The sequence below is a fragment of the Bacillus tequilensis genome (genome assembly GCF_012225885.1).
Classification (GTDB): Bacteria; Bacillota; Bacilli; order Bacillales; family Bacillaceae; genus Bacillus; species Bacillus tequilensis.
The window spans coordinates 2,231,443-2,246,235 of the sequence record NZ_CP048852.1 but is presented as its reverse complement, the minus strand read 5'-3'; the positions used below and the strand labels follow the sequence as shown (position 1 = coordinate 2,246,235).

Here is a 14,793-nt window from a genome sequence, read left to right as displayed (position 1 = left end):
GGGTGTGAAGAAGCCGGCATTAAAATATTGCGGTATCCGGTCACTGCAGGATTTGCAGCTTGCAGCGAACTCACATGCTGATTATCTGGGCTTTATTTTTGCAGAAAGCAAACGAAAAGTATCTCCGCAAAATGTGAAAAAGTGGCTGAGTCAAGTTCGTGTCGAAAAACAGGTTGCAGGCGTTTTTGTTAATGAATCGATAGAGACGGCGGCGCGTATTGCAGAAGATTTGAATCTTGATGTTATTCAGCTTCACGGTGATGAGGAACCGGCGGATGCCGATGCGCTTCGCGTATTGACAGATTGTGAAATATGGAAGGCGCTTCATCATCATGAGAACACAACTCAAGACATAGCCCGCTTTAAAGACCATGTGGATGGCTTTGTGATTGATTCGTCAGTAAAAGGGGCAAGAGGGGGCACTGGTGTTGCTTTTTCTTGGGACTGTGTGCCGGACTACCAGCAGGCGGCTATTGGCAAACGCTGCTTTATAGCAGGCGGTGTGAATCCGGACACCATCACAGGCCTATTGAAATATCACCCATTGGGAATTGACCTTGCCAGCGGGATCGAAAAAAACGGACAAAAAAATCAAAATCTGATGAGGCTTTTAGAAGAGAGGATGAAGCGATATGTATCCATATCCGAATGAAATAGGCAGGTACGGCGATTTTGGCGGAAAGTTTGTTCCGGAAACACTGATGCAGCCGTTAGAAGAGATTGAAACCGCATTTAAAGAGATCAAGGATGATCCCGCATTTCGTGACGAATATTACAAGCTGTTACATGACTATTCCGGGAGGCCGACTGCATTAACATTCGCTGATCGAGTTACTGAATATTTAGGTGGCGCGAAAATTTATTTGAAACGAGAAGATTTAAATCATACAGGTTCTCATAAAATCAATAATGCGCTAGGTCAAGCACTGCTTGCCAAGAAAATGGGCAAAACGAAAATCATTGCTGAAACCGGTGCCGGTCAGCATGGCGTTGCCGCTGCAACAGTCGCAGCCAAATTCGGCTTTGCCTGCACTGTGTTTATGGGCGAGGAGGATGTTGCCCGTCAATCTCTGAACGTTTTCCGAATGAAGCTTCTTGGAGCGGAGGTTGTGCCTGTAACAAGCGGAAACGGTACATTGAAGGATGCCACAAATGAGGCGATAAGGTACTGGGTTCAGCATTGTGAGGATCATTTTTACATGATTGGATCTGTTGTCGGACCGCATCCTTATCCGCAGGTCGTCCGTGAATTTCAAAGAATGATCGGAGAGGAAGCGAAGGATCAATTGAGCCGCATGGAAGGCACTCTGCCTGATAAAGTAGTGGCATGCGTAGGCGGAGGAAGCAATGCAATGGGTATGTTTCAGGCATTTCTAGATGAAGAGGTTGAACTGATCGGCGCTGAAGCAGCAGGAAAAGGAATTGATACTCCTCTTCATGCCGCTACTATTTCGAAAGGAGCGGTAGGCGTTATTCACGGTTCATTGACTTATCTCATTCAGGATGAGTTCGGGCAAATTATTGAGCCTTACTCTATTTCAGCAGGTCTCGACTATCCTGGGATCGGTCCTGAGCACGCTTACTTGCATAAGAGCGGCCGTGTGACTTATGACAGTATCACAGATGAAGAAGCGGTGGATGCCTTAAAACTGTTGTCAGAAAAAGAGGGAATTTTGCCGGCGATCGAATCTGCTCATGCGTTAGCGAAAGCATTTAAACTCGCCAAAGAGATGGACCGCGATCAAACCATTCTCGTCTGTTTATCAGGACGGGGAGATAAGGATGTCAACACATTAATGAATGTGTTGGAAGAGGAGGGGAAAGCCCATGTTTAAATTAGACCTTCAAGCGTCAGAAAAATTGTTTATCCCGTTTATTACGGCGGGCGATCCATCGCCTGAGGTTTCGGTTAAACTGGCGATATCTCTTCAAAAAGCGGGCGCCACGGCACTGGAGCTTGGCGTTGCATACTCAGATCCGCTTGCAGATGGTCCGGTGATCCAGCGGGCTTCGAAGCGGGCGCTTGATCATGGAATGAATATCGTCAAGGCCATCAAATTAGGCGGAGAAATGAAAAAAAACGGCGTGAATATTCCGATTATCCTCTTTACGTATTATAATCCTGTGTTACAATTGAACAAAGAATACTTTTTCGCTTTACTGCGGGAAAATCATATTGACGGTCTGCTTGTTCCGGATCTGCCATTAGAAGAAAGCGCCAGCCTTCAAGCTGCATGCAAAAGCCATGAAGTGACGTATATTTCTTTGGTTGCGCCGACAAGCGAAAGCCGTTTGAAAACCATTATTGAACAAGCCGAGGGCTTCGTCTACTGTGTATCTTCTCTAGGTGTAACCGGTGTCCGCAATGAATTCAATTCATCCGTGTACCCATTCATCCGAGCAGTGAAGGATCTCAGCACTGTTCCGGTTGCTGTAGGGTTTGGGATATCAAACCGCGAACAGGTTATGAAGATGAATGACATTTGTGACGGTGTCGTAGTGGGAAGTGCGCTCGTCAGAAAAATAGAAGAATTAAAGGACCGGCTCATCAGCGCTGAAACGAGAGATCAAGCGCTGCAGGAGTTTGAAGATTACGCAACGGCGTTTGGCGGCTTGTACAGTTTAAAATGAGGTGACTGATTTGCGTATCAAAGAACATTTAAAACAGCTGAAGCCTTATCAGCCAGGAAAGCCGATTGAAGCAGTGAAAGCAGAATATGGCTTGAATAAAGTTGTGAAGCTTGCTTCAAACGAAAATCCTTACGGCTGTTCGGAAGCTGCAAAAGAGGCGCTTCATCATGAGATTCAGCAGCTTGCCCTTTATCCAGACGGGTACAGCGCAGCTTTGCGGACTAGGCTCAGTGAACACCTCAATGTCAGTGAAACATCACTTATTTTCGGAAACGGTTCAGATGAAATCATCCAGATCATCTGCCGGGCATTTTTAAACGATAAAACCAACACGATAACTGCTGCTCCGACTTTTCCGCAATATAAACATAATGCGGTCATTGAAGGCGCCGAAGTTCGTGAAATTGCACTTCGTCCTGACGCCTCACATGATTTAGACGCCATGCTTGAAGCGATTGACGAACAGACACAAATCGTTTGGATATGCAGCCCGAATAACCCGACTGGCACATATACATCAGAAGGGGAATTACTCGCTTTTCTGGAGCGCGTTCCTTCTCGTGTCCTCGTTGTTCTTGACGAAGCATATTATGAATATGTAACAGCAGAGGATTATCCGGAAACCGTGCCGCTCTTAAACAAGTATCCCAATCTGATGATATTGCGGACATTTTCAAAGGCTTACGGTCTGGCTGCACTCAGAGTCGGATACGGAATTGCTGAGGAGAGCCTGATTCGCCAGATTGAGCCGGCAAGAGAGCCGTTTAACACGAGCCGTCTGGGTCAGGCTGCGGCGATTGCGGCGCTTGATGATCAAGCATTTATTGCTTCCTGTGTCGAGCAAAATAAAGCAGGCCTTCAGCAATATTATGATTTTGCGAAGACTCATGGTTTAAAGTGCTACCCTTCACAGACAAACTTTGTGTTAATCGACTTTAACCGTCCGGCCGATGAACTGTTTCAGGCTCTGCTGGAAAAAGGCTATATCGTCCGGTCAGGAAATGCATTAGGCTTCCCGACATCACTCCGGATTACGATCGGAACAAAAGAGCAAAATGAAGAAATTCTTGCTATTTTAGCTGAAATTTTATAAGAGGTGATCAAATATCACCTCTTTAGTCTATAAACCAGGTGATGACGTATGAATCGAATGAAAGATACAATATTGCTCGCTGGTCTCGGATTGATAGGCGGTTCGATTGCGTTAGCGATCAAAAAAATGCATCCCGGCAAACGGATTATCGGAATCGACATCTCTGATGAACAAGCAATAGCCGCATTAAAATTAGGTGTGATAGACGAGCGTGCTGATTCATTTATCAGCGGTGCGAAAGAGGCAGCTACGGTGATCATTGCGACGCCTGTCGCGCAAACGCTGCTTATGCTTGATGAACTGGCCCACTCAGGAATTGAACAACAGCTTTTGATTACCGATGTAGGCAGCACAAAGCAAAAAGTGGTTCATTACGCTGATCAAGTGCTGCCTAGCCGCTATCAATTTGTCGGAGGGCATCCGATGGCGGGTTCACACAAGTCAGGAGTTGCCGCTGCCAAGGATTTCCTGTTTGAAAATGCATTTTATATATTAACGTCAGGTCAGAAAACGGACAGACAAGCGGTTGAACAGTTAAAACACCTGCTGAAGGGAACGAATGCCCACTTTGTGGAAATGACACCTGAAGAGCATGACGGCGTGACAAGCGTAATCAGTCATTTTCCGCATATTGTCGCAGCGAGCCTTGTTCACCAAACCCATCAGTCGGAAGAGCTTTATCCGCTTGTTAAGCGTTTTGCTGCCGGCGGGTTCAGGGATATTACAAGGATTGCATCAAGCAGTCCGGCAATGTGGCGGGATATTTTATTACATAATAAAGATAAAATCTTGGACCGTTTTGATGAGTGGATTCGCGAAATTGAGAGGATCCGGACATATGTAGAACAAGAAGATGCGGAAAACCTGTTTCGTTATTTTAAAACGGCCAAGGATTATCGCGATGGGCTGCCGCTGCGGCAGAAAGGCGCAATACCTGCATTTTACGATTTATACGTGGATGTTCCCGATCATCCGGGTGTGATTTCCGAGATAACGGCTATATTAGCTGCGGAGCGCATCAGTATCACGAATATCCGCATTATTGAAACACGAGAAGATATTAACGGAATTTTACGGATCAGTTTTCAGTCTGATGACGACCGCAAACGGGCTGAACAATGCATTGAAGCTCGCGCGGAATATGAAACTTTTTATGCTGATTGAGGTGGAAAATAATGAAAAGAGAAAAGGTGCATGCCTTAAACGGAGAAATACACATTCCCGGTGATAAATCCATTTCACACCGCTCCGTCATGTTTGGCGCGCTGGCGAAAGGTACAACAACTGTGAAAAACTTTCTGCCGGGAGCGGATTGTTTGAGCACGATCGATTGCTTTAGAAAAATGGGTGTTCAAATTGAGCAAAACGGAAGCGATGTGGTGATTTACGGAAAAGGAATCAATTCCCTGAGCGAGCCAGCAAGCCTTTTAGATGTCGGGAATTCAGGGACAACGATTCGCCTGATGCTCGGCATTTTGGCGGGACGTCCTTTTTACAGTGCGGTAGCCGGAGATGAGAGCATTGCCAAGCGTCCAATGAAACGTGTGACTGAGCCTTTGAAGCAAATGGGTGCTAAAATCGACGGCAGAGCAGGGGGAGAATTTACGCCGCTGTCCGTAAGTGGATCTTCTCTTAAAGGGATTGATTATGTATCACCTGTCGCGAGCGCACAAATTAAATCTGCTGTTTTGCTGGCCGGTTTACAGGCTGAGGGCACAACAACTGTCACAGAGCCTCATAAATCTCGGGACCATACTGAACGGATGCTTTCTGCTTTTGGTGTTGAACTTTGTGAAGATCAAACGAGCGTGTCCATTACAGGCGGCCAGAACCTGACAGCTGCAGATATTTTTGTTCCGGGAGATATTTCTTCAGCAGCGTTTTTCCTTGCTGCGGGTGCAATGGTACCGAACAGCAGCATTGTATTGAAAAACGTAGGGTTAAATCCGACTCGGACAGGTATCATTGACGTCCTTCAAAACATGAGGGCGAAACTTGAAATCAAACCGTCTGCTGACAGCAGTGCAGAGCCTTACGGAGATTTGGTCATAGAAACGTCATCTCTAAAAGCTGTTGAAATCGGAGGAGACATCATTCCGCGTTTAATTGATGAAATTCCTATCATCGCGCTTCTTGCGACTCAGGCGGAAGGAACCACTGTGATCAAGGATGCAGCAGAGCTTAAAGTCAAAGAAACAAACCGCATTGATACCGTGGTTTCCGAGCTTCGTAAGCTGGGTGCTGAGATTGAACCGACAGAAGATGGAATGAAGATATACGGCAAACAGACATTGAAAGGCGGCGGAACAGTGTCCAGCCATGGAGATCATCGGATCGGCATGATGCTTGGCATTGCTTCCAGTATAACAGTGGAGCCAATTGAAATTGAACAGGCAGATGCCATTCACGTTTCTTATCCAACTTTCTTTGAGCATTTAAATAAGCTTTCAAAAAAATCCTGAAGTTTTGCTTCAGGTTTTTTTTGCGGAGTGATTGTGAGAGTCATAAGCCGTGGTCAAAAAACATAGCTTGTCTTATAGAGGAAAAAGAAAAACGAAAAGGGGGGATGCGCTTTACTTACAAGATGGCAGATCAAAGCTGCTTTACTGTACAGAGGGCGATCTTCTTTTTTTCGTTTTCTTTTGGTAAACTTATATCACTCAATAATTCCCCGCCGTACAGCAAGCATCTTATTTGCCGGGGGCATTCGTCTGAATTATGATAGGATTAAACCGAACAAATAAAGCTTTTTGTATGGTTGTGTTGTATAGGAAAAGAAAGGACCGGTCCGATTTGAATACATTGATTCAAGAAGCCATAAAATTAGTTGAAGCAGGCGAAACAGAAAAAGGTCTCAACACGCTCTCGAAGGCTGAACATCAGCTCCATGATGAAGATAAAGCCATTGCAGCCCAGCTTTATTACGAGTGGGGTAATGTAGAAAAAGCGATTTCACTCATCAGTGATTTACATGATTTATATCCAGATGAAACAGAACTGACGAATTTTTACGCTGAACTTTTAATAGATATTGACGAAGAAGAAAAGGCCCTAGCTGTGCTGGAAACCATCCCGGAAACAGATCCATCGTATCCGGAAAGTTTGCTGCTTATGGCGGATCTTTATCAGATGCAAGGATTATTTGAAGTCAGTGAACAAAAGCTTTTGCAAGCAAAGTCCATTCTGAACAATGAACCAGTTATTGATTTTGCATTGGGAGAACTTTACTTTACACAGGGAGCCTATGCAAAAGCGGTTCAATATTTCAAAACAACGGCTGAGGAGCAGAGTGAGATTGGAGGCGTTAATGTCTATCAGAGACTGGCCGAATCGTTAAGTGCCTCAGGTGAATTTGAGGATGCCATTTCGTGGTACGAGAAAGCTGTTGAAGAGAATCCTGAGCCTAATACGATTTTTGGCTATGGATTTACAGCTTTACAGGCAGGGCTTATGAAAACAGCTATTAAGCAGCTGTCTGATTTAAAAGAGCTTGATCCATCTTATTCCTCACTTTACATGCCGCTCTCGAAAAGCTATGAAGCTGAAGGAATGTATGAAGAGGCATTAAAAACGGCAAAAGAGGGTATCAGATATGATGAATATAACAAAGAGCTTTTCCTCTATGCCGCAAAAATGGCCTTGAAAATCGGGAAGTCAGAAGAGGGGAAAAAGCTGCTTCAAGAGGCGCTTGCGCTTGATCCGGGCTTCGTCGAGGCGCTTCATACACTTCTTGCTGTGTACCATAAAGAAGAGGATTATGAACAGATTATTGATCTTATTCAAGAGGTGCGCGGCTACGGAGAAGAGGATCCGAAATACAATTGGTATCTTGCGAGCGCGTATACTGAATTAGAGCAATACGAGGAAGCGAAACAATCCTTTGAAGCTGCCTATCTTCATTACCGGGAGGATAGAGATTTCTTATATGAATACTCAAGCTTCCTATTAGAAGAAGGCCTCCAAAAAGAAGCGCTGCCACTTTTGAAAAAGGTTGTGGAAATGGACGGCGCCAATGAAGAGCTGGAAGAAACGATTTTGCGAATCGAGGATGAATTTTCTAGATAAGCAGGAATATTCACCATTCATGTGGAACATATAAGTATATAGATTATACGAACGATAGAGGAGGGAATTACATGCAGACCCCTGTTTCTGTCAATGAGAAAAAGGATTTTATCCGCTGGTTTTTAAACCATTATCAGTTAAAGCGCCGAGAGTGCGTTTGGATCTTGAACTACTTAATGAGCCATGATTCTCTCATGGAGAAGGTTCATTTTGTGGAACAAGCTGAGTTTTGCCCGAGAGGCATTATCATGTCAACACACTGTGTTGAAGAAGTTCCGTTTCGGTTCTATAAAGAGAATATCATGACAACCGACGCGGAAAAATCTTTTCATGATATTAGATTAAATAAACAGCAGGATTTGTTTATCCAGCTTAATTTCCGTTCAGCTTACAGTTCACCTGAATATGCGGCAGTGCTGGAATCCAACCCTCATATTCCGAAGAATCTCTTTGAGAACAAAAAAGATCAGGGGTTGGCTGAACAAATTTTGGAGCACGCTATCTCCACATTCCAAAGAGAAAAATTATTAAAAGACATTGACGACGCGTTAGATCGTCATGATAAAGAAGCATTTGAACAATTATCACGCCAATTGAATCAGCTCACATAATTTGACCAGCCTTGCAGCGTATTGCAAGGCTTGTTGTCATAAGGGGGAGAACGATGAAGTGGAGAATCACTGATGCCAAGGACTATTTACAAGCTAAAGATTACATTGATACCGCTGTCATTCCATTAATTGGTGTAAAAGTAGGTGTCCATTTCCAAATGGCTGCGGAGAAAGGCGAATTCACACAGCTTCTGTCAGAAGAACTGGAAAGGCAGTTAAAGGGACGGGTATATTTACTGCCCCCTTATACATATGTTGATAGAAATGAAAAAACCGTTCAAGGACTAAAGGATTTGCGGGAAGAACTTCTATCAGAATTTTCGCATGTGGTGCTGCTCACATCTGACGAAAGTTGGAATGGAGAGGAGGCATTGGGCAAAATCATTGTTGCCCCGTCTGTTCCGTTGGAGCATTTAAATGACTCCTTGAAAAGAAAAATATTGGATGAACGCACTGCGGAAATTTTGAACGTTTTGTTACAGTTGTGGAACGTTTCATAAAAACACTTACATTTCCTTATGAACAATATTTTGGCTATATTGACCTTGCTGAGAGATTCATATATTATGAGGGTGTCTAAAGGTATTGCAATATTTTCTATTTTAGTCAGTTTGCAGGGGTGACCTAGAGGGGGGAGAAGAGATGGGCGGTAAACATGATATATCCAGACGTCAATTTTTGAATTATACGCTCACAGGCGTAGGGGGGTTTATGGCGGCTAGTATGCTCATGCCTATGGTTCGCTTTGCACTCGACCCGGTATTAAAATCGACAGGGAAACAGGACATGGTTCAGGTTGTCAGCGTAGATGAGCTGACAAAAGAGCCGCAGCGCTTTGATTTCAAAATAAATCAAGTCGATGCCTGGTATGAGTCAGAAGAGTCAAGATCAGCCTGGGTCTTCAAAAACGGGGATGAAATTGTAGCGCTTTCTCCAATTTGTAAGCATTTAGGGTGTACGGTGAACTGGAACAGCGATCCTAAAAATCCGAATAAATTCTTTTGTCCATGCCATTACGGACTCTATGAAAAAGACGGCACCAATGTCCCGGGCACGCCGCCGCTTTCGCCTCTTGATCATTATGAGCAAGAAGTAAAAGACGGATTCCTGTATCTCGGAAAAGCAAAGCCTAAGGGGGAAGGGTGACATGCTGAACAAAATTTATGACTGGGTAGATGAGCGGCTTGATATTACACCGATGTGGAGGGATATTGCCGATCACGAAGTACCGGAACATGTAAATCCCGCCCATCATTTCTCTGCATTTGTGTATTGCTTTGGGGGACTGACGTTTTTTGTAACCGTTATCCAAGTGTTATCTGGAATGTTTTTAACGATGTATTATGTGCCTGATATCAAAAATGCTTGGGAATCAGTATATTATTTGCAAAATGAAGTGGCGTTTGGCCAGATTGTGAGAGGAATGCACCACTGGGGTGCGAGCCTGGTCATTGTGATGATGTTTTTACATACGCTGAGGGTCTTTTTCCAAGGAGCGTATAAAAAGCCGCGTGAGCTGAACTGGATTGTGGGTGTCTTGATCTTTTTTGTCATGCTCGGGCTTGGCTTTACAGGCTATCTGCTTCCTTGGGACATGAAGGCTCTGTTTGCAACAAAAGTCGGGCTGCAGATCGCTGAAGCCACGCCTTTGATCGGGACGCAAGTCAAAACACTCCTTGCGGGGCATCCGGATATAGTAGGCGCCCAAACGCTGACCAGGTTTTTTGCGATCCATGTATTCTTTCTTCCGGCTGCATTGTTCGGGCTGATGGCTGCACATTTTATCATGATCCGGAAGCAGGGGATTTCAGGACCGCTTTAAACTCTTGATCTGCGAAAAAAAGGAGGGGATGACATGCACCGGGGCAAAGGGATGAAATTTGTAGGCGATTCAAGGATACCGGCTGAAAAAAAGCCGAATATACCGAAGGATTATTCGGAGTATCCGGGTAAAACAGAAGCTTTCTGGCCAAATTTCTTATTGAAGGAATGGATGGTCGGCGCTGTCTTTCTAATCGGTTTTCTTGTTTTGACGATTGTGCATCAGCCGCCTTTGGAGCGGATGGCGGACCCGACGGATACTGGTTATATTCCGCTGCCGGATTGGTATTTTCTTTTCTTATACCAGCTGTTGAAGTATGAATATGCCGCTGGAAGCTTTACAGTGGTCGGCGCCATGATTATGCCGGGACTCGCTTTTGGCGCGCTGCTTTTGGCGCCATTCCTTGACAGAGGAACAGAAAGAAGGCCTTGGAAACGCCCTGTTGCTGTTGGAATGATGCTTCTGGCCCTTTCTGCTGCTGTATTTTTAACGTGGCAGTCAGTTGCTACTCACGACTGGGCTAAAGCAGAGGAGCAAGGGAAAATCACAAAAGAAGCCGACATTGACACCAGCGCAGAAGGCTATAAGGTTTTTAAGGAGCAGGGCTGTATTTCTTGCCATGGGGATAACCTCCAAGGAGGAGCAGCCGGGCCTTCATTGGTTGACAGCGGCCTGAAACCCGATGAAATCAAAAAAATCGCTGTTGAAGGGAAAGGCAAAATGCCGGCGGGTGTGTTTAAAGGGAATGATAAGCAGCTTGAAGAACTGGCGAAATTCATTTCTGAAACAACCGCAAAATAGCGTATTGTGAATTGTGAAATGGAAGGATATACTTTTATTATCAAAAGCTGACCCGGCGTCAGCTTTTTTATATGGACACATTCTTTTACAGACTGAGAGTTGATTTGATGTGAAATGGTTTCAATATGTATTAGGACAGCGGCCGATACTTATTCTTGTCTTAGCTGTCAATTTTCTGGGGACGGTTTACGGTTACTATTGGTACTTGCCGCAGCTTCTGGAGACACCGGCCCGATTCCTGATTTTTGTTCCGGACAGTCCGACAGCAACATTTTTCTTTCTGTTTGTGCTGCTCGCCTTTATCCTGAAACGGAACGCTCCGCTTTTTGAGGCGCTTGCGCTGGTCACCCTCGTAAAGTACGGCCTATGGGCGGTTGCCATGAATTTTCTTGTGCTGGCTGTAACAGGTGACTTGCCGTGGGAAGGATACATGCTGATTGCCTCGCATTTTGCAATGGCAGTCCAAGGCGTATTGTACAGTCCGTATTTTCGTTTTTCATTTTGGCATCTTGCCATTGCTGCGGTTTGGACGCTGCATAACGATGCCATTGATTATTTGTTTAAGATGATGCCGCAGTACTCTATGCTTTCTGATTATATGACTGATATAGGGTACGGAACATTTTGGCTGAGCATCTTTTCAATCGGGCTTGCTTACTTCCTTGTGGTCTCGAAAAAGCAAACAAAGCTAGAGCTGATGTAAAGACAATGTTGGTCTATCCTTGTCCCTTTCTTCATATTCTGTAAGGAGAGAGAGTGGGAGGGACCTGCATGAAACGAAAGCTGACGATCTGTCTGTTGATTGCTCTTATTTTTTATAATGGAAATGCCAAGGCTGCAGAGCGGGGAAGCCTCGAAGAATTGAACGACTTATCCGATACAGTCTTTCAAATGACCCGTCAGTCGAAATACGAAGAGGCGCTGCAAGTCCTTGCTTATTTTGAAAAAACATTAAAATCGACTGAGAAAAAACAGCAAGCCCCTATGCTAACGGGAGCCCAAATTCGTCAAATCACGCTGGGCTATAACGATATGGTACGGAGTTTAAAGCAGGCTGATACTTCAGATACACAAAAACTCAGAGCGGCCGCACAATTCAGAATGCTGATGGATGCCGTTGACAATCGGTCTGATCCGCTTTGGAGCTCACTGGAAAAACCGATTATGGAGGCCTTTGCTGAACTGAAGCAGGATGTACAAAAGAATGAAAGCACGAGCTTTCATGAAAAATGGAACGAATTTATCAGTTTATATGATTTGATTTACCCCAGTCTTACAATCGATGTAGCAGAAGATCAGCTTGAAACGGTCGGGAAACATATAGGGGTTATTGAGCAAGAGGAATTTCAGCAAATGACCGAAAGCACGAAGCTTGAACGGCTTTCTCTTCTTCAGCATGATCTGAAAAATGTATTTGACAGAGCGGAGGAGGATGATGCCGATCCGTCTTTGCTCTGGGTGATCATCACAACCGGCGGTATCATCATTACAGCTCTCACCTATGTCGGATACAGAAAGTACAAAGCGGAGAAAAACAAGCTGAAAAAACGGGACTACCCTAAATAAGTATGAGGGGCGGCGGCAGCCGCCTTTTTTCTATTGAATTCAACGCGGAAGCGGATTTTTATTTTCGTCAAGCGTAAATCCTTCTCCGAGCACATCATGGACATCGCTTACCGCTACAAAGGCATGAGGATCAACGGAGTTAATCACACTTTTCAGCATCACCAGTTCGTTTTTCGGCACAACACAATAAAGCACATCTATGTCCTCTTTTGTATAGGAACCTTGTCCTTTCAAAATGGTGACGCCCCGTTCCATTTCTTCAAGAATTTTTTTCTGAATCAGGTCGTTTTTCGAAGAGATGATTGTAGCGCCTTTAGCTGCGTATCCGCCTTCCTGGATAAAATCAATTAATCTTGCAGCCACAAATACAGCCACCAAGGTATACATCGCTTCCTTATATGAGAGATAAGTCAGCAAGGACAAAACGATGACACAGGCATCGAAAGCAAACATCGTTCTGCCCATCGGAATCCCGAAATATTTATTAACTAAACGGGCGATGATGTCTACTCCGCCTGTCGTACCGCCAAATTTAAAAATAATGCCTAATCCGGCTCCGATAAATACGCCGGCAAATAAAGCAGCGAGCGCTAGGTCGTGCTGAAGAGGCATATGTATTTCATATCGCTGGAAAATGCTGAGGAACAGAGACAAGGCTACAGTGCCCACAAGGGTGTAAACAAACATTGTCCTGCCAAGCAAACGCCAGCCGATAAAAAAGATCGGAATATTCAGCACCAGGTTCGAGATAGAGGGGCTGATATGGAAAAGGGCATAAAGCAAAAGTGTAATACCTGTAAAACCGCCCTCAGCCAAATTGTTCTGCATATTGAAATGAACCAAGCCAAATGAAAAAATCGCCGCTCCGATTAAAATAAAACATATGTTTTTTAATCTAATTTCTCCAAGCATCACACAAAACCCCTTTTCCTTCCATTAGATAGCGTTTATATTATAGTGGATGAAAAAGAAAACAGCAAACGTGCTTAAACATTTGTCAAACGTATCTGAATTAGCTAACATGTAAGAGGATGATAGGAGGTTTCGTTCAGTGAGTGATAAAACAATGAAAGATATACAGGCTGAAGTAGACCGTTACATCGGCCAATTTAAAGAAGGATATTTCAGCCCGCTAGCCATGATGGCGAGACTGACCGAAGAACTGGGCGAGCTTGCCAGAGAAGTAAATCACCGCTATGGAGAAAAACCAAAAAAAGCGACTGAAGATGATAAAAGCATGGAAGAGGAAATGGGCGATGTGCTGTTTGTATTAGTTTGTTTAGCCAACTCTCTAGATATCTCTTTAGAGGAAGCCCACGATCGAGTCATGCATAAATTTAATACGAGAGATAAAGACCGCTGGACCAGAAAAGAAGAAGGAAAGTAGAGGAGATCTAGATGTCAAACGAAACAATTAAAGTAGTCATTGCAGGACCGCGTGGAAGAATGGGGCAGGAAGCTGTTAAATTGGCGGAAAGAACACCTCATTTTCACCTTGTCGGGGCCATCGACCATACATACGACCAGCAAAAATTATCCGATGTGATGTCTGTTGAGTCAGATGCTCTTATTTACACAGATATCCGTGCCTGTTTTACAGAAACACAGCCGGATGTCTTAATTGATTTAACGACGCCTGAAATCGGAAAAGTACATACAAAAATGGCATTAGAGCACGGAGTTCGTCCAGTTGTCGGAACAACCGGATTTTCAGAAGCTGACTTAAATGAGCTCACGTCTTTAACAGAAGAGAAGGGTATCGGAGCCATCATTGCTCCAAACTTTGCGCTTGGTGCGGTGCTGATGATGAAATTTTCGAAAATGGCCGCCAACTACTTTGAGGATGTTGAGATTATTGAGCTTCACCATGACAAGAAGCTTGATGCACCAAGCGGAACGGCGCTTAAAACAGCGGAAATGATTTCAGAAGTCCGCAAAGAAAAGAAGCAAGGACATCCGGATGAAAAAGAAATCCTCCCAGGAGCGAGAGGAGCAGAGCAAAACGGTATCCGCTTGCACAGCGTCCGTCTTCCGGGACTGATCGCACATCAGGAAGTCATGTTCGGCATGGATGGCCAAACGCTTCAGATCCGCCATGATTCCTATAACAGGGCTTCTTTCATGTCAGGTGTTAAACTGTCAGTCGAACAAGTCATGAAGATTGATCAGCTTGTGTACGGGTTAGAAAATATCATTGATTAGAC

Annotated in this window: 17 protein-coding genes; 16 read left to right on the top strand and 1 reads right to left on the bottom strand. The window is 44.5% G+C overall.

Annotation, left to right across the window (positions count from 1 at the left end; translation table 11 throughout):
• The first annotated feature begins 4 nt into the window (after positions 1–4).
• The 14 genes from G4P54_RS11910 to ypjB all read left to right on the top strand — a co-directional run bounded on the left by G4P54_RS11910 (position 5) and on the right by ypjB (position 12,589).
• Positions 5–652: a phosphoribosylanthranilate isomerase gene (locus G4P54_RS11910; protein ID WP_167872768.1), complete on the top strand. Its 648-nt coding sequence runs from the start codon at positions 5–7 to the stop codon at positions 650–652.
• Positions 633–1,835: a tryptophan synthase subunit beta gene (gene trpB, locus G4P54_RS11905; RefSeq protein WP_167872767.1), complete on the top strand. Its 1,203-nt coding sequence runs from the start codon at positions 633–635 to the stop codon at positions 1,833–1,835. The genes G4P54_RS11910 and trpB overlap by 20 nt, the downstream gene beginning before the upstream one ends.
• Complete coding sequence (gene trpA / locus G4P54_RS11900) at positions 1,828–2,631, top strand: tryptophan synthase subunit alpha (RefSeq protein WP_167872766.1); 804 nt, start codon at positions 1,828–1,830, stop codon at positions 2,629–2,631. Before trpB ends, trpA begins: the two co-directional genes overlap by 8 nt.
• A gap of 10 nt (positions 2,632–2,641) precedes the next feature.
• Positions 2,642–3,724 carry a histidinol-phosphate transaminase gene (gene hisC / locus G4P54_RS11895; RefSeq protein WP_167872765.1) on the top strand — a complete coding sequence of 361 codons (1,083 nt, stop codon included), beginning with the start codon at positions 2,642–2,644 and terminating at the stop codon, positions 3,722–3,724.
• Positions 3,725–3,772: 48 nt separating this feature from the next.
• Complete coding sequence (locus G4P54_RS11890) at positions 3,773–4,888, top strand: prephenate dehydrogenase (RefSeq protein ID WP_167872764.1); 1,116 nt, start codon at positions 3,773–3,775, stop codon at positions 4,886–4,888.
• An 11-nt stretch (positions 4,889–4,899) separates the two neighbouring features.
• Positions 4,900–6,186, top strand: coding sequence for a 3-phosphoshikimate 1-carboxyvinyltransferase (gene aroA / locus G4P54_RS11885; protein WP_167872763.1), 1,287 nt, complete (start codon positions 4,900–4,902; stop codon positions 6,184–6,186).
• A 331-nt stretch (positions 6,187–6,517) separates the two neighbouring features.
• Positions 6,518–7,789, top strand: a complete 1,272-nt coding sequence (locus G4P54_RS11880) for a tetratricopeptide repeat protein (RefSeq protein WP_167872762.1) — start codon at positions 6,518–6,520, stop codon at positions 7,787–7,789.
• Positions 7,790–7,860: 71 nt separating this feature from the next.
• Complete coding sequence (locus tag G4P54_RS11875) at positions 7,861–8,400, top strand: ReoY family proteolytic degradation factor (RefSeq protein ID WP_024715261.1); 540 nt, start codon at positions 7,861–7,863, stop codon at positions 8,398–8,400.
• 53 nt (positions 8,401–8,453) lie between these two features.
• Positions 8,454–8,900: a YpiF family protein gene (locus G4P54_RS11870; protein WP_167872761.1), complete on the top strand. Its 447-nt coding sequence runs from the start codon at positions 8,454–8,456 to the stop codon at positions 8,898–8,900.
• 142 nt (positions 8,901–9,042) lie between these two features.
• On the top strand, positions 9,043–9,546 hold the full coding sequence (locus G4P54_RS11865; RefSeq protein WP_004398062.1) for a Rieske (2Fe-2S) protein: 504 nt from the start codon (positions 9,043–9,045) through the stop codon (positions 9,544–9,546).
• A gap of 1 nt (position 9,547) precedes the next feature.
• Positions 9,548–10,222 carry a menaquinol-cytochrome c reductase cytochrome b subunit gene (gene qcrB, locus G4P54_RS11860; RefSeq protein WP_003225560.1) on the top strand — a complete coding sequence of 225 codons (675 nt, stop codon included), beginning with the start codon at positions 9,548–9,550 and terminating at the stop codon, positions 10,220–10,222.
• A 33-nt stretch (positions 10,223–10,255) separates the two neighbouring features.
• Positions 10,256–11,023, top strand: coding sequence for a menaquinol-cytochrome c reductase cytochrome b/c subunit (locus G4P54_RS11855; protein WP_024715263.1), 768 nt, complete (start codon positions 10,256–10,258; stop codon positions 11,021–11,023).
• 109 nt (positions 11,024–11,132) lie between these two features.
• Positions 11,133–11,726: a lipoprotein heptaprenylglyceryl N-acetyltransferase LhaT gene (gene lhaT, locus G4P54_RS11850; protein WP_024715264.1), complete on the top strand. Its 594-nt coding sequence runs from the start codon at positions 11,133–11,135 to the stop codon at positions 11,724–11,726.
• Between the two features lie 68 nt (positions 11,727–11,794).
• Positions 11,795–12,589: a sporulation protein YpjB gene (ypjB, locus tag G4P54_RS11845; RefSeq protein ID WP_167872760.1), complete on the top strand. Its 795-nt coding sequence runs from the start codon at positions 11,795–11,797 to the stop codon at positions 12,587–12,589.
• A 39-nt stretch (positions 12,590–12,628) separates the two neighbouring features.
• Here the strand turns inward: ypjB and G4P54_RS11840 are convergent, their stop codons facing one another.
• Complete coding sequence (locus tag G4P54_RS11840; protein WP_024715266.1) at positions 12,629–13,501, bottom strand: YitT family protein; 873 nt, start codon at positions 13,499–13,501, stop codon at positions 12,629–12,631.
• Between the two features lie 139 nt (positions 13,502–13,640).
• Between G4P54_RS11840 and G4P54_RS11835 the strand changes: the two genes are divergently transcribed.
• Positions 13,641–13,976, top strand: coding sequence for a nucleotide pyrophosphohydrolase (locus G4P54_RS11835; protein WP_004398044.1), 336 nt, complete (start codon positions 13,641–13,643; stop codon positions 13,974–13,976).
• An 11-nt stretch (positions 13,977–13,987) separates the two neighbouring features.
• Positions 13,988–14,791 carry a 4-hydroxy-tetrahydrodipicolinate reductase gene (dapB, locus tag G4P54_RS11830; RefSeq protein ID WP_167872759.1) on the top strand — a complete coding sequence of 268 codons (804 nt, stop codon included), beginning with the start codon at positions 13,988–13,990 and terminating at the stop codon, positions 14,789–14,791.
• The last annotated feature ends 2 nt before the right edge of the window (positions 14,792–14,793 follow it).